Source organism: Streptomyces sp. NPDC044003, from assembly GCF_056435185.1.
Genome location: NZ_JBWKFA010000007.1, coordinates 58,381 through 72,240, shown reverse-complemented (window position 1 = coordinate 72,240; position 13,860 = coordinate 58,381). Strand labels below are relative to the sequence as shown.

General features: G+C 69.7%; 17 protein-coding genes. 5 read left to right on the top strand and 12 right to left on the bottom strand.

Annotated features, from left to right (window positions below; genetic code table 11):
* Window positions 1–27: 27 nt before the first annotated feature.
* The 3 genes from AC07AW_RS26455 (at window position 28) to AC07AW_RS26445 (ending at window position 1,853) form a co-directional block, all read left to right on the top strand.
* Complete coding sequence (locus AC07AW_RS26455) at window positions 28–645, top strand: TetR/AcrR family transcriptional regulator (RefSeq protein WP_478817937.1); 618 nt, start codon at window positions 28–30, stop codon at window positions 643–645.
* A 55-nt stretch (window positions 646–700) separates the two neighbouring features.
* Window positions 701–1,228, top strand: coding sequence for a DinB family protein (locus AC07AW_RS26450; RefSeq protein ID WP_478817936.1), 528 nt, complete (start codon window positions 701–703; stop codon window positions 1,226–1,228).
* Between the two features lie 130 nt (window positions 1,229–1,358).
* Entirely contained in the window at window positions 1,359–1,853 is a 495-nt protein-coding gene (locus AC07AW_RS26445) for a hypothetical protein (RefSeq protein ID WP_478817935.1), read from the top strand.
* A gap of 73 nt (window positions 1,854–1,926) precedes the next feature.
* On the opposite strand, the gene AC07AW_RS26440 is transcribed toward AC07AW_RS26445, so the two are convergent.
* From AC07AW_RS26440 to AC07AW_RS26400, 9 genes are all read right to left on the bottom strand, one after another.
* Entirely contained in the window at window positions 1,927–2,400 is a 474-nt protein-coding gene (locus tag AC07AW_RS26440; protein ID WP_478817934.1) for a hypothetical protein, read from the bottom strand.
* A gap of 70 nt (window positions 2,401–2,470) precedes the next feature.
* Complete coding sequence (ung, locus tag AC07AW_RS26435; RefSeq protein ID WP_478817933.1) at window positions 2,471–3,154, bottom strand: uracil-DNA glycosylase; 684 nt, start codon at window positions 3,152–3,154, stop codon at window positions 2,471–2,473.
* Between the two features lie 82 nt (window positions 3,155–3,236).
* Window positions 3,237–4,814, bottom strand: a complete 1,578-nt coding sequence (locus AC07AW_RS26430; RefSeq protein WP_478817932.1) for an ABC transporter substrate-binding protein — start codon at window positions 4,812–4,814, stop codon at window positions 3,237–3,239.
* Between the two features lie 148 nt (window positions 4,815–4,962).
* On the bottom strand, window positions 4,963–5,730 hold the full coding sequence (locus AC07AW_RS26425) for an SDR family oxidoreductase (protein ID WP_392158287.1): 768 nt from the start codon (window positions 5,728–5,730) through the stop codon (window positions 4,963–4,965).
* Window positions 5,731–5,758: 28 nt separating this feature from the next.
* A complete protein-coding gene (gene fabG / locus AC07AW_RS26420) occupies window positions 5,759–6,520 on the bottom strand; it encodes a 3-oxoacyl-ACP reductase FabG (RefSeq protein ID WP_369142978.1) in 762 nt (253 codons plus the stop codon).
* Between the two features lie 168 nt (window positions 6,521–6,688).
* On the bottom strand, window positions 6,689–7,072 hold the full coding sequence (locus tag AC07AW_RS26415; protein ID WP_478817931.1) for a DUF3037 domain-containing protein: 384 nt from the start codon (window positions 7,070–7,072) through the stop codon (window positions 6,689–6,691).
* Window positions 7,069–7,914 carry a HipA family kinase gene (locus AC07AW_RS26410; RefSeq protein WP_478817930.1) on the bottom strand — a complete coding sequence of 282 codons (846 nt, stop codon included), beginning with the start codon at window positions 7,912–7,914 and terminating at the stop codon, window positions 7,069–7,071. The genes AC07AW_RS26415 and AC07AW_RS26410 overlap by 4 nt, the downstream gene beginning before the upstream one ends.
* A 215-nt stretch (window positions 7,915–8,129) precedes the next feature.
* On the bottom strand, window positions 8,130–8,495 hold the full coding sequence (locus tag AC07AW_RS26405; protein ID WP_478817929.1) for an antibiotic biosynthesis monooxygenase family protein: 366 nt from the start codon (window positions 8,493–8,495) through the stop codon (window positions 8,130–8,132).
* Between the two features lie 64 nt (window positions 8,496–8,559).
* On the bottom strand, window positions 8,560–9,228 hold the full coding sequence (locus AC07AW_RS26400) for a response regulator transcription factor (protein WP_478817928.1): 669 nt from the start codon (window positions 9,226–9,228) through the stop codon (window positions 8,560–8,562).
* A gap of 510 nt (window positions 9,229–9,738) precedes the next feature.
* Here AC07AW_RS26400 and AC07AW_RS26395 point away from each other — a divergent pair.
* Window positions 9,739–10,338 (top strand): TetR/AcrR family transcriptional regulator, encoded by a 600-nt coding sequence (locus AC07AW_RS26395; RefSeq protein WP_478817927.1) that lies wholly within the window; start codon window positions 9,739–9,741, stop codon window positions 10,336–10,338.
* Between the two features lie 108 nt (window positions 10,339–10,446).
* Here the strand turns inward: AC07AW_RS26395 and AC07AW_RS26390 are convergent, their stop codons facing one another.
* Entirely contained in the window at window positions 10,447–11,142 is a 696-nt protein-coding gene (locus AC07AW_RS26390) for an antibiotic biosynthesis monooxygenase family protein (protein ID WP_478817926.1), read from the bottom strand.
* Between the two features lie 90 nt (window positions 11,143–11,232).
* Window positions 11,233–12,681 (bottom strand): FAD-dependent monooxygenase, encoded by a 1,449-nt coding sequence (locus AC07AW_RS26385; RefSeq protein WP_478817925.1) that lies wholly within the window; start codon window positions 12,679–12,681, stop codon window positions 11,233–11,235.
* Window positions 12,682–12,845: 164 nt separating this feature from the next.
* Here AC07AW_RS26385 and AC07AW_RS26380 point away from each other — a divergent pair, with 164 nt between their 5' ends.
* Window positions 12,846–13,346 carry a nuclear transport factor 2 family protein gene (locus AC07AW_RS26380; RefSeq protein ID WP_478817924.1) on the top strand — a complete coding sequence of 167 codons (501 nt, stop codon included), beginning with the start codon at window positions 12,846–12,848 and terminating at the stop codon, window positions 13,344–13,346.
* Window positions 13,347–13,442: 96 nt separating this feature from the next.
* On the opposite strand, the gene AC07AW_RS26375 is transcribed toward AC07AW_RS26380, so the two are convergent.
* Complete coding sequence (locus AC07AW_RS26375; protein ID WP_478817923.1) at window positions 13,443–13,859, bottom strand: pyridoxamine 5'-phosphate oxidase family protein; 417 nt, start codon at window positions 13,857–13,859, stop codon at window positions 13,443–13,445.
* Between the last annotated feature and the right edge of the window lies 1 nt (window position 13,860).

Here is a 13,860-nt window from a genome sequence, read left to right as displayed (position 1 = left end):
AGTCGCGCCGGTAGTAGGTTGTCCCCCATGACCTCAGCCACCGCCGGCCCCCCGGCCCCGGAGTCCCCCGTCTCCCGCGCCGAGCGGATCGGCGACGCCGCCCTCGCCCTCCTGGTCGAGCGGGGGATGCGGGGCCTGACCCACCGCGCCGTGGACGAGCGCGCGGGGCTGCCGCAGGGCTCCACGTCCAACCACGCCCGCACCCGCCAGGCCCTCCTGGAGACGGCCGTACGGCGCCAGGTCCAGCGAGAGGCCGAGGTCCTCACCCCGCACGAGCTGCCGGGCCCCGGGAGCGGCGGCGAGGCGCTCGTCGACGCGCTCGCCCTCGCGCTGCACCGCTATCTCACCGACCACCGCTCGCTGCTCGTCTCCCGCTACGAGCTGGCCCTGGAGGCCACCCGCCGCCCCGAGCTCCGGAGCTTCTTCGACTCGGCCGGCGCGACCTTCCACACCCCGCTGATCGCGATGATGACGGCGGCCGGCTCGCCGGAGCCCGAACGGCACGCGCTCTCCCTGATCGCCTGGAGCGAGGGGCTGATGTTCTCCTGCGCGGCGGGCTCCTTCCACGCGGCCGTGCCGAGCCGCGCGGAACTGCGCACCGGATTCGACGAGTTGCTGCGCGGGATGCTCGGCGACCGGGGCTGACACCGGGGCGTGAAACTGCTGGCGCCGTTCGCGATCATGGGGAACGATGCCGCCCATGACCACCGAACGCACCGAAACCGTCCCGCGCGTCGACCCCGCCACCACCACGGGCGAGCGCGAAGCGCTGGAGCAGTGGCTCGACTTCCATCGCGCGACCCTCGCGATGAAGTGCGAGGGGCTCGACGACGCCCAGCTGCGCACCCTGTCCGCCCCGCCCTCGGACCTCAACCTCCTCGGTCTGGTCCGGCACATGGCCGAGGTCGAGCGCGGCTGGTTCCGCAAGGTCCTGGCCGGCGAGAAGGTGCCGTGGATCTACTCGACGGAGGAGGACCGCAACGGGGACATCCACGTCACGGACGAGGACACCTACGAGGAGGCCCACGCCACCTGGCAGGCCGAGATCGCGCACGCGCGCACCCTGGCCGCCGGCCGTGACCTCGACGACCTGGGCGTGGGCGTGCACCGCACCGGCCGCACCTTCAACCTCCGGTGGATCTACCTCCACATGATCGAGGAGTACGCCCGCCACAACGGCCACGCGGACCTCATCCGCGAGCGGATCGACGGCGCGACCGGCGACTGACCCGCCGCCGGGCGTAGTCGCTCCGCCCGGCCGGGCCGGTCAAGACCGGGCCCCGCGCGCCTCACCCGTGCGGGGCATTCCCCGCCGGTAGGGGCGCGAAGATCGCGTACGGACCAGCAGAGTTGCGCGGGTGCATGGAACCCGAACCACAGCGAAGATCCTGGTCGGAGCGGCGGTCGCCGCCCTCGCGGGCTGCGTCTCGGTGGACGCCCCGCCGACGGCGCCCGCCCACACCCCCGCGCCCGCGGCCGCGGCCGACACCGTACGCCCCGCCCAGGACGTGGCCCCGCAGATCGTCGAGGGCCCGGCCCGCGAGGCCCTCGAAGCGGCGCTCCCCGCTCCATCGCCGTCCGCCGCGCCCCGCGCGACGCCTCCGGCGGGGCAGCACCGTCGGACGGCGACGCCGCCCCGGCCGGAGGCCCCGCACCCCGACTCCGTACCGAAGCGGCGCGAGCGTCCGCACCCGTCGGCCCGGCCGGACCTTCCCGGACTGCCGGACCTCAGGGGGCTGACGAAGAACCCGCCGGTCTCCCGGGACGACGTCTGCGACCTGGGCCGGCGGTACGGGGGCTGGGACCCCGGCAGCGATCAGGCGAGGATCTGCCACGGCGCGTACGGCCGGTGAGCCCCCGCCGGCGGCCCCGGAACCGTCACGCGCCCCTTCGAGGGCGCCTTCGCGGGCCCGTTCACGCGCCCCTTCACGCGCCCCCGAGCCGCAGCTCCAGGCGCTCGATCGCGGCCCGTACCCCGTTCCCGTAGCCGTCGTCGTCGAGGTGGTTCGAGGCCGCGCGGGCCCGGTCGAGATGGACCCGCGCGGCGTCGAGCCGCTGGAGCTTGACGTAGTCGGCGGCCAGGTTCAGATGGAGCGAGGGATACAGCGCCCGGAGCGCGACCGCCGAATCGTGCTCGGCGAGCCGCTCCTCGGCCAGCCCCTCGGCCGCGCTCAGCGCCCGCAGGTCCCAGGCCAGCTCGGTGTCGGGATCATCCTGGGCGTCGGCCATGTAGTGCGCGAGGGTGCAGCGGTGCAGCGGGTCGCCGTCCGGGCCGATCTGCTGCCACAGCAGCCCGAAGCGGTTCCGGGCCTCCTCGCGGTCACCACCGTGGAGCAGCATCATGGCCTGCCCGATCCTGGTCATGACCCCGTCGTCCGACACCTGCTGCTGCTCGGTCACCGCGACCTCCACCCGCTCTCCCACTGGGAGTGACGACGCTAGCCGCAGCGGGCCCGGATCGGGCCGAGGCTCAGCCGAGGTCGGGGATGCGCCAGTCGATCGGCTCGTGTCCCTGGGCGGCGACGGCCGCGTCGATCTGGGTGAAGGGGTGCGATCCGAAGAACTTCTTCGCCGACAGCGGCGAGGGGTGCGCGCCCTTCACCACGACGTGCCGCTCCTCGTCGATGAGCGGGAGCTTCTTCTGCGCGTAGTTGCCCCACAGGACGAAGACGGCGGGGTCGGGGCGGGAGGCGACGGCGGTGATCACCGCGTCCGTGAACTTCTCCCAGCCCTTGTTCTTGTGCGAGTTCGCCTCGCCGGAGCGGACCGTGAGCACGGCGTTGAGCAGGAGGACGCCCTGCTCGGCCCAGGGCATCAGATAGCCGTTGTCCGGGATGGGGTGGCCGAGCTCCGCCTGCATCTCCTTGTAGATGTTCCGCAGGGAGGGCGGGGTCTTCACGCCGGGGCGGACGGAGAAGCAGAGGCCGTGGCCCTGCCCCTCGCCGTGGTACGGGTCCTGACCGAGGATCAGGACCTTCACCTTGTCGTACGGGGTGGCGTCGAGGGCGGCGAAGACCTCGTCCTTCGGAGGGAAGACCGGTCCCCTGGCGCGCTCCTCCTCGACGAACTCGGTGAGCTGGGCGAAGTAGGGCTTCTGCAGCTCCTCGCCGAGGACACCCCGCCAGGACTCGGGCAGCATGCTGGTGTCGGTCACGGTCAACAACCTCCGGTGGACGTTCCTGTTTCTCCGTCCGAAAACCTATCGGGGGCCACTGACAGTGGCCCCCGCAGGTCTCCTACCAGCTGGCCCGGCGGCTCAGCTCCCACATCTGCATGACCGTCTGCGGGTCGAGGGCCCGCTCGCCGCCGCCGATGTCCTCGCCGGCCGCGATGTACAGCTTGCCCTGCCACAGGGGCAGCAGCCGGACGTCCTGGACCATGATCTCCTGGGCCTCCACGAACTCGTCCGTGACGGTCCCGCGGTCGCTCTCGCGGCGGGACTTCGGAAGGAGCTCGTTGGTGATCCGGGGGCTCTCGTAGGGCGTGCCGAGGACGTTCTCCTTGCCCAGGAAGGGGGCGACGAAGTTGTCCGGGTCCGGGAAGTCGGGGAACCAGCCGCGGCCGAAGACCGGGTACTCGCCCTTCTGGTAGCCCGCCTGGAACTCCTTCCACGGCTTGCCGTGCAGGGTGACCTTGAAGAGGCCGGACTCCTCCAGCTGCCGCTTGATCTCGGCGAACTCGGCGGCCGTCGAGGAGCCGTACCGGTCGGTGGTGTACCAGAAGTCCAGCGGGACGGGCTCGGTGATGCCGGCCTTGCGGAGGATCTTCTTCGCCTTCTCCACGCTGGGCGAGCCGAAGCGGTCGAAGAACTTCGTGGTGTGGGCGGCGATGCCCTTGGGCACCATCGAGTACAGGGGCTCGGCGGTGCCCTGGTAGACCTTGTTGACCAGTTCGTCGCGGTTGACGAGCTGGGCGATCGCCTTGCGGACGGGGAGCTTGGCGACGGACTCGTCCTGGGTGTTGAAGACCAGGTAGCGGATGTCGGCGCCGGTCGACTCGACGAGCTGGAGGCCCTTGTTCTCGGGCTTGTCCTCCTGGAGGGCGACGACCTCCTCGGCGGTGAGGCCCCGGTAGGTCGCGTCGATCTCGTTCTTCCGGAGGGCGGCGACCATGGCGTCGGAGTCGTCGAAGTACTTGATCGTGACGCCGCCGTTCTTGCGGTCGGCGAAGCCCTTGTAGGTGGGGTTCTTCGTCAGCTCCGCCGCCTCGCGCTCGGTGTACGAGTCGAGGACGTACGGTCCCGAGCCCATGATCTTGCCGTCCTTGCGGAGCTGGTCGGCCGGGTACTCGGCGGGGTCGACCAGCGACATCGCGGGGGTGGCGAGGACGAACGGGAAGGTGGCGTCCGACTTGTTGAGCCGGAAGACGACGGTGCGGTCGCCGACGGTCTCGATCTTGTCGAGGGAGCCGAGCATCCCGTTGGGGCCGCCCTTGTGGTCGATCGTGCGGATGCGCTCGATCGAGTACTGCACGGCGTTGGCGTCCAGCTTGTGCCCGTTGGAGAACGTGAGGCCCTCCACCAGCTTGCACTCGAAGACCCGGCTGGAGGTGTCCGTGAACTTGCAGTCGGCGGCGTCCGACTGCGGGGTGGTGCTGCCCGTCGGGAAAGCGACCAGGGTCTGGAAGACATTCCGGAAGAGCTCCCAGGAATTGTCCCAGGCAGCGGCCGGATCAAGCGTGGTGGGAGAACTCGTCGTGCCGACGACGATTCTCTGATCCCCGGCGGATTCGCTGTCCGAGAAGACACCGCATCCGGTTACCAGGGATATGGACACAAGGGCTGCAGCGGCCTGCAGACTGGTCCGGTTGAACACGTGCACGCTCCTCGTTCAGCCAGGGGTCGGCCGACGATACCGCAGCACCCCGCCAGGTCAATCTTCGAGCCCGACGGGGCACTTGAGGCATTCGACGTATAACCGGGCCCAATCCGGACAGGAAATCCGGAAAGTGTCCGATTATCGGTCACCCGACTCCGGCGTTCAGGAAAATGCCGCCGTCGACCACGAGCGTCTGACCGGTGATCCACTCCGACTGCGACGAGGTCAGGAAGGCGGCCGCGCCGCCGATGTCCTCGGGCACGCCGAGCCGGCCGAGCGGATAGGCGGCGGCCGCCTCCGCCTCACGGCCCTCGTAGAGCGCCTGCGCGAATTTCGTCTTCACGACGGCCGGGGCGATCGCGTTGACCCGCACAAGCGGCGCGTATTCGTGCGCCAGCTGAAGGGTCAGATTGATCATCGCCGCCTTGCTCATTCCGTATGCGCCGATGAAAGGCGAGGCGGAGACGCCGGCGATCGAGGCGATGTTCACGATCGCCCCGCCGTTCTCCTTCTGCCAGGCGTGCCAGCTGCGCTGGGCGAAGCCGAGCGCGGAGATCACGTTCGTCTCGAAGACCTTGCGGGCCACCCCGAGGTCCAGGTCCGCGATGGGCCCGAAGACGGGGTTGGTGCCGGCGTTGTTGACCAGGAAGTCCAGACGGCCGAAACCGTCCATCGCCGCCTCGACCGCGGCGGCCTGGTGGACCTCGTCGTGCGCCTTGCCGGGGACTCCGATGACCCGGTCGGCCCCGAGCCGCTCGACGGCCTCCTTGAGGGCCTCCTCGCCGCGCCCGGTGATGACGACCCGGTCGCCGCGGGCGACCAGGGCCTCGGCGACGCCGTAGCCGATGCCCCGGCTGGCGCCGGTGACGAGGGCGACCTTGCCGGACAGCTCCGGCCGTTCCTGCGTGCTCATGCGCGCCTCCTCCTCTCGCTGCGGGTCGTCAGTTGAGCGGGCCGCCGGCCACGTACATGACCTGGCCGGAGACGAAGCCGGCGTCGTCGCCGGTGAAGAAGGCGATCGCGTTGGCGACGTCCTCGGGACGGCCGACCCGCTGCACCGGGATCATGGAGGCGGCGGCCGCCTGGAAGTCCTCGAAGCCCATGCCGACGCGCTCGGCGGTCTGCGCGGTCATCTCGGTGACGATGAAGCCCGGGGCGACGGCGTTGGCGGTGATGCCGAACTTGCCGAGCTCCTTGGCCAGGGTCTTGGTGAAGCCCTGCAGACCCGCCTTGACGGCCGAGTAGTTGGCCTGGCCGCGGTTGCCGAGCGCCGAGGAGGAGGAGAGGGAGACGATCCGGCCGAAGCCGGCGTCCACCATGTGCTTCTGGACGGCCTTCGCCATCAGGAAGGCGCCCTTGAGGTGGACGTTCATGACGAGGTCCCAGTCGGCCTCGGACATCTTGAAGAGCAGGTTGTCGCGGAGCACGCCCGCGTTGTTGACGAGGATCGTCGGCGCGCCGAGCTCGGCGGCGACCCGCGCGACGGCGGCCTCCACCTGAGCGCTGTCCGAGACGTCGCAGCCGACGGCGAGAGCGGTGCCGCCCGCGGCGGTGATCTTCTCGACGGTGTCCTTGCAGGCCGCCTCGTCGAGGTCGAGTACGGCGACGGCGCGGCCCTCGGCCGCCAGGCGGAGCGCGGTGGCCGCGCCGATGCCCCGTGCGGCACCCGTGACGACGGCTACGCGCTGCTCGGTGGTGGACATGCTTGGTTCTCCTCGCCCTTGGATCGTCCCTGGTCGCGGTCGGACCGGTGGCCGCTCCTGCGTCCCGCACATGAGCGACCGCTTAGTATCGTCCGCAGACGAGACGCTAGAAGCACTGGCACCCGGTGTCAACGGCCCACCGGGTGCACCAGGTCACTCCACGGTCACTTACCGCACGAGGAGGTCGAGCAACCGTTCCACCTCGGCCTCGGGGTCGGTCGTCAGACCCGTGTGGACGGGCCCCGGCTGCACGACCGTGGAGCGCGGCGCGATCAGCCAGCGGAAGCGGCGCCCCGCGTCGTCGCGCGCGGCCTGACCCGCCGCGTCGCCGCCCAGGCAGACCCCCTCGACGGCACGCAGCGCGGCCCGTACGCCGGTCACGTCGGCCGCCGGGTCGAGCACCGTCAGCCTGGCCTCGTCCAGATGGGTACGGGCGGCCACGAAGGACCGGGCGCGGCAGTAGACGACCACGCCCGCGTTGAAGCACTCGCCACGCTCCACCCGCGGCACGACGCGCAGCAGCGCGTACTCGAAGACATCGCGGTCGGTCACGTCGTGCTGTCCTTCTCGATGGAGTGCGTCCGGGGCGCGAGGCGCTCGGCGAGCCAGCCGGGCGGCTGCTGCGGCCTGCTCTCGGTGCGCGGTCCGAGCGTGATCCGCTCGTGGATGGTGGCGGCGCGCGGCAGCAGCGCCGCGACGTAGGCGGCGCGCACCTCGTCGGTGCTGTCGAAGCCGGGCTCGTCGACGAGCCACTCGTCGGGGACGTCGGCGGCGACCTCCTCCAGGAGCTCGCGGGTGACGAGCGGGGCGAGCTCGGCGGCCGCGGCGGCGACGTCCGGCGCGAAGGGGGCCAGCGCATGGTCCGAGGCGTCGTACGGCTTCGCGGCGGAGGCCTGGGCGCCCGGCCAGTTGTGGTGCCAGATCATGGTGGCGCCGTGGTCGATGAGCCACAGGTCGCCGTGCCAGACGAGCATGTTCGGGTTGCGCCAGGACCGGTCGACGTTGTTGATCACCGCGTCGAACCAGACGACCCGGCCGGCCTCGCGGGGGTCGACCTCGTACGCGAGCGGGTCGAAGCCCAGCGAGCCGGGCAGGAAGTCCATGCCCAGGTTGAGCCCGCCGCTCGCCTTGAGCAGCTCCTGCACCTCCTGATCGGGTTCGGAGAGCCCGATGACCGGGTCGAGCTGGATGGTGACGAGCTCCGGCACCCGCAGCCCGAGCCTGCGGGCGAGCTGCCCGCAGATGACCTCGGCGACCAGGGTCTTGCGACCCTGGCCGGCGCCGGTGAATTTCATGACGTACGTGCCGAGGTCGTCGGCCTCGACGATCCCGGGGAGCGAGCCGCCCTCACGCAAGGGGGTGACATAGCGGGTCGCTACGACCTCTTCCAACACTTCTTCAGGCCACCCATCTCTTCAGCCTTGTATTCCACGGACTGCTACTTCGGGGCGGACGGGCGGGTGTCGCCGTTCGACAGTGCTGGGGGTGGCGGGGAGACCAGCCTGCCGGTCTCCCCGCCACCCCCAGTGGTCCGTCGATGGTGCCGCGCCCCTTGCTGCCGGCCTCCGGCATGAAGTGAGCATAACCGCGGGTGATCACGGGCGGTGGGTCACAACGGGTCGCCGGGCTGCACGTCGAAGGCGACCTGGTAGACGACCGGCCGCGGAGTGATGTGCAGGTCGGGGTCGTCGATCACCCGCCGCATCGAGGCGCGCCACTCGGGGTTGGCGCGCGCCGCGTCCAGGGCCTTCCCGGTCTCCCATTCGGCCACGTTGACGAAGCGCAGCTCCACGTCGTCGACCAGGGAGCGGTACATCCGGGCCCGGATGTACCCCGGCTGTGCGGCCATGATCCGGGCATTGTCCTTCCACCGGTGCAGGAACCGCTCGGACTCGCCCACCGGCACGGTGAAGGCGTTGATCAGGGTGACAGGCTCGTCGACGAGCGCGTCGGTCAGGATGACTGGATGGCTCACGATTGATCCTCGTTCCCTTTCCTGCCGTTCGTTTTCCTGTCCTCATATGCGGGGAAGCAAGAATTCAGCCGTCCCCGAGTTTGAATCCGACCCCGCGTACGGTGATGATCCAGCCACTCCCGCCGAGTTTTCCGCGCAAGCTGCTGACATGTGTATCGATGGTGCGGCGGGACCATGAATCTCCCCACACCTGCTGCAGAATTCGCTTGCGCGGCACAACGGCTCCCGCATGGGAAGCGAGAAGATGCAGCAGGTCGAATTCCTTGCGGGTGGTTTCTATCCTGCGGCCGTCCAGGCTGACCTCGCGGGAGTCCAGGTCGATCCGGAGCCCGCCGTGCACGATCTCCCTGGCCGTGGGCCACTGGGAGGACCGCGTACGACGCATGACGGCCTCGATGCGGGCCATCAGTTCACGGAAGCCGTAGGGCTTGACCACGTAGTCGTCCGCGCCGGCCTGAAGGCCCAGCACACAGTCGAGTTCGGACTCCCGGGCGGTGACGACGATGATCGGGACACTGCTGACCGCGCGGATGGCCCGGCAGACCTCTAAGCCGTCCAGATCGGGGAGTTCGAGGTCGAGCAGGACCAGATCGACATCGTCATGCGCCTGCAGGGCGGCACCGCCCTTGGCCGTACTGATCACCTGATGGCCGTGCCGTCGCAGGCGGCACAGCAGGGACTCCGCATCGGCAGAATCGTCGTCCACGACAAGAATGCGCCAGCAGTCGGGCATTCCGGCCACCCTTCGCGCCGCCTCCGGCGTACTCCCTTCGAGCATGTGAGGCTCTGCAAGTATTCCCAGCGAACCCTGATTCACTTCTCCCCCGTCCAGTTAGCCCATTTTGCGAGTCGAACCAGATCTCGATAAGGAACCTACAGGCATCGCTCGAAGATCCGTGGAGCACCGGGATGAAGAGGTTGTTGCGGTTTCGTAACACCGGGACCTTGCTGACACTTTCCGTCGGGAACTTTGCCCTCCCTTGAGGGACTTTTCGAAAAACTGACACACCTCACCGCGGGGCGATCTGACATTTCACGAAGATCCACACTCGCCGGCCCCGAGTGTCATATTCGATCTGTGATTCATATCACCAGTGTCCGAAGAAGTTGAATTCGAATACACCGATCACTCCCCCGATCACGTCGGAGGCCCTGACGACGGGTCCCGCCCGCCGGCGCCCTCGACCCGGGACCGCTCGGACCGCGCCCTACCACGTATGGTTTAAGTGGAAGGAGATTCCGTATGCCTAGCTCCGCTTCAACCTCGCCGTCCAAGCCCGACGACAGTCCCCGGCCGCGCCGCGCGGATGCCGAGCGCAACCGCGCCAAGGTGTTGGCCGCCGCACGGGCCCTCTTCGCCGAAGGAGGGGAGAGCGTCTCGATGGACGAGGTGGCCCACCGCGCCGGTGTCGGCATCGGCACGCTCTACCGCCACTTCCCCACGAAGGAAGCCATGATCGAGGCCGCCGCGCAACAGCGGTTCGGCGAGATCGTGGAGTACTACCGCAGCGCCTGCCGTGAGACGGCCGAGGACGCGCCGCTCGAGGCGCTGCACCTGTTGCTGACTCACATCGGTGAAGTGGAGGCCCGGGACCGCGGGTTCGCCAGCGTCGTCGAGGGCACCCTCGGCTCCGAAGGGCCGCCGAGCGAGATGCGGGCCGACCTCGAGGCCGAACTCGTGGATCTCGTCGGCAAGGGCCAGGCGGCCGGCGCCATGCGGCCGGACCTCGCGGGCGCCGACATCCTGGCGATCACCTGCGGCCTCACCGCGATCGTGCATCGTCGCACCGGCGACTGGCGACGCTACATCGACATCGTGCTCGACGGACTGCGTTCGTCCTGACACACGGCCGGACCCCGACAAGAGGTGCCTTGTCGGGGTCCGGTCTTTCCCTGTGTGCGTATGTCCGTCCGCCGGGCCGAGCGGGAAGTCCCGCCGTCCGGCGCGCCGTTACTGTCCCGCGGCCCGCGTGTGGACCACGCGGTAGGAGTTCCAGTCGCTGGAGGTCGCGAGGGAGTCGACCCGGGCCTGCGCCTTCTGCCGGGCGGCCGGCTGGTCGGCGGCCGGGGTCGCGCGGAACGCGTCGTACGACTCCTTGTCGTTCCACTGCGAGTAGGCGACCACGAAGGCCCCCTCGACTCCGCGTGCCTTGAGGCCGCGCAGCACGCTGTGGGAGCGGTAGCCCTCCACGTCGAGCAGCCACTCCTGGTCCTGGCCCAGGGCGTCGACCAGGTCGGCCTGGTTCTCGTCCGCCACCAGGAAGACCTCGATGACCGTGTAGTCGTCACGCTCGGGCGATATCTCCGTGACACCGCCCAGCGAGGGGTGCCGCTGGGCGAAGACGATCTCGGTCTGCAGCAGCCGGATCGACGTGGTGATCTCGGAGAAGAGCGGCCACGTGCGGTGCTGGAACTCGTCCCCCGCGTAGCGCTTCTCCAGGTCCTCGCCGCTGCGCCACTGGATGAAGTTGGCGGTGCCGAACCTGTCCTGGCCGCTGTGCACGGTGCTGGAGATCCAGCCGGGGTAGGCCGCGGCGTCGACGATCTCCCGCATCGCCCCGAGCAGGCTCGTCTGCTTCTCGGCCGCGTCCGTGGTGAACAGGTTGAGAACGGTCAGGTGACGGTCTTCGGTGGCAATGTTGGGCATTGGCTACTCTTCCGTTTCGGGAGGGAACTTCCGGGAGGGAACTGGCGAGGGGGAACTCTCGGTAGGAGCCGGCAGGAATCGAGTCGGTTCTCAGACGGCCCGGCCGAACCAGCGGGTGAGGGCGTCGGTGAGCCCCTGCTCGTGCGAGCCCGAAGGGGAGACCCAGGCGACGTATCCGTCGGGGCGGACCAGGAAGCCGTCCAGCGGGATGTCGCAGTTGTGGCGGTCGGCGGTGACCGTGTCCACCCGGTCTGCCCAGCCCGCGCCGATACGCCGCAGCTCGGGGTCGTCCGCGAGGTCGAACAGCACGCCGCGGCCGGGGTGCAGCAGCTCGAAGTTGGTGGTCTTCCGGTCCTGGAGCACCACTTCCTGGTTGTCCAGACGCCGGCCGAGCAGCGGGTGGTCGCCGGGACCGACCTCGTGGCGGATGTCCAGGCCGGTGACCATGCCGACGAGGTGGCGCTGGACGTCCTCGTACGCCGTCAGCTCGGTGAAGACGTCGAGCAGCGGCTTGATCTCGTCTCCCCCGAGGTAGAGGAAGCGCTGGGCGAGGGTGTTGGTCAGGATGCGGGCGCCGACCGGGTGCCGCTCGCTGTGATACGTGTCGAGCAGCCCCTCGGGGGCCTGGCCCTTGATGTCGAGGGCGAGCTTCCAGCCGAGGTTGACCGCGTCCTGCACGCCCGCGCTCATCCCCTGGGCGCCGATGGGGAGATGGATGTGCGCCGCGTCGCCGGCCAGGAATATTCGCCCGCGCCGGTACTCGGCGGCCTGGCGGCTGGCATCGGTGGTCGAGCTGACCCACAGGGGCGTGGCCTGGTGGATGTCCTCGCCGGTCAGTCGTTCGAAGGTGTCGGCCACCTCCTCGAAGGTGAGCGGCTCCCGGCTCTCGCGCAGCGGTTCGCTGCGGTCGTAGTAGACGATGCGGTTGTGGTCCGGGCCGAGCGGCAGCACCATGACCATTCCGCCCGGCACCCGCTCCCCGCTGAAGCGTGGCCGCAGTCGGGCGCCGGCCACGTCGGCGAGGCGCAGTTCGATGGCCGCGTCGGTGCCGGGGAAGTCGATGCCCGCCAGACGCCGGACGGTGCTGCGGCCGCCGTCGCAGCCCACCAGGTAGCGGGCACGCAGCCTGCCCGGCCCCTCGGCGGTGTCGAAGTCCACGGTGACGCCCTGGTCATCGTCGGAGAGCCCGGTGGCCGTGTGGCCGCGGCGCACATCGCCGCCCAGTTCCGCGACCCACCCGGCCAGCATGGCCTCGGTACGCGACTGGGGAATTCCGCGCGCCCCGTACGAACCTCCCTCGACCACGCGGTAGTCGAGGGGGACCCCACCGAAATGACCGACGGGAATGACCTGCACATCGCCGAGCCGCGAAAGCAGTCCGCGCTGGTCGAATTCCTCGATGGTGCGCGCCGAGAAGCCGAGGGCACGCGACTGCTGAATGGGCTCCGTGAGCCGCTCCAGGACAATCGACGAAACCCCGTTGAGCCCCAGTTCTCCTGCCAGCATAAGCCCCGTGGGGCCGCCGCCTACGATGATCACGTCCGCATTGAAGTTTTCCATCTTCCCTCTTCCGGCTGGGGTTTCTCCAGTGTGCTTCGACCGTCTCGCGGCGTAAATAGCCGCGGATACAAAGCTGTGACAGCTACGTCAAATCTGCTACAGGCGGGGTTGGCCTGCCTCGGCGCGCTCAGTAGAACTCGGATATGACCACGAGCCAGACAAGTCAATCAGGCGCCCCTGTACACCGGTTCACGGAAGGAGCTGCCGCGGCCGCTGAAGTCGGCGCGCTCCTCGATCGCTATCTGATCGGTCTTGACCATGACGAACTCGACGAGGAATGGGCGCGCAGCCTGTTCACCCGGGACACGTGCATCGAATTCCCGATCAGCCGTCATGAGGGAATCGACGGTCTCGCCGAGTACCACCGTGCCGCTCTGGCGGCATTCGAGCGGACGCAGCACCTCAATTCGCCCGCCGTCGTCGTTCTCCACGGTGCCGACCGGGCCTCGCTGCGGGCCAACCTCATCTCGACCCATGTCCACCTGCCGGCCGCCGACCCGTCGGACGAGGCATTCCGGGTGCCGTTCGCGACCGGTACCTCGGTGGACGGCGAAGCCCGCCGCACGCCGGACGGCTGGCGGCTCACCAGGTTGTCGTTCCGCCTGATCTGGGCGACCGGCCGGCCGCCGGTCTCCGCCGGCTGACCACGCGGCGCCCCCTGCGCGATGGTGCCGGGACAGGGGATTCCCCCCGTCCCGGCGTTTTCCGGACTCCCGGCACCACCGCGCCCGGGCGGTGAGTCAGCAGTTGAGCGACATCACCCGGTCGACCGCGATCTCGAGGACCACCCGGCCCGGCGGGTTGGGCGGGGTCTGGTGGTAGCGCTGGGCGTAGCGCCGCGCACCCTCGGTCACGCGCCGGGGATCGTCGGAGGCCACGGCGGTTCCTTCGAGGGTGACCCACTGAAAGCCCTCCATCTGGCACAGCGCGGCGCGGCTGCCCGGACGGGCGATCAGGTTCCGGGCCTTGCGCGAGGAGCCGACCGTCATGACCCGGGCAAGGCCCGACTCCGGGTCCCAGGTGAACCGGACGACCACCACATGGGGAGAGCCGTCGGGCCGGAAGGTCGTCAGCGTCGCGAGGCCGGGCTCGGCCAGGAAGGCCTCGACCGATCGTGTCAACGCCGGTGCGCTCGTGCGTCCTTCGGACAGCGACATC

What these genes read in the sequence shown, in the direction of transcription:
- fabG (WP_369142978.1), bottom strand. Translation starts at nt 6,520, where the DNA reads ATGTCCACCACCGAGCAGCGCGTAGCCGTCGTCACGGGTGCCGCACGG.
- AC07AW_RS26400 (WP_478817928.1), bottom strand. Translation starts at nt 9,228, where the DNA reads ATGCCCGACTGCTGGCGCATTCTTGTCGTGGACGACGATTCTGCCGAT.
- AC07AW_RS26455 (WP_478817937.1), top strand. Translation starts at nt 28, where the DNA reads ATGACCTCAGCCACCGCCGGCCCCCCGGCCCCGGAGTCCCCCGTCTCC.
- AC07AW_RS26390 (WP_478817926.1), bottom strand. Translation starts at nt 11,142, where the DNA reads ATGCCCAACATTGCCACCGAAGACCGTCACCTGACCGTTCTCAACCTG.
- AC07AW_RS26425 (WP_392158287.1), bottom strand. Translation starts at nt 5,730, where the DNA reads ATGAGCACGCAGGAACGGCCGGAGCTGTCCGGCAAGGTCGCCCTCGTC.
- AC07AW_RS26450 (WP_478817936.1), top strand. Translation starts at nt 701, where the DNA reads ATGACCACCGAACGCACCGAAACCGTCCCGCGCGTCGACCCCGCCACC.
- AC07AW_RS26375 (WP_478817923.1), bottom strand. Translation starts at nt 13,859, where the DNA reads ATGTCGCTGTCCGAAGGACGCACGAGCGCACCGGCGTTGACACGATCG.
- AC07AW_RS26395 (WP_478817927.1), top strand. Translation starts at nt 9,739, where the DNA reads ATGCCTAGCTCCGCTTCAACCTCGCCGTCCAAGCCCGACGACAGTCCC.
- AC07AW_RS26380 (WP_478817924.1), top strand. Translation starts at nt 12,846, where the DNA reads ATGACCACGAGCCAGACAAGTCAATCAGGCGCCCCTGTACACCGGTTC.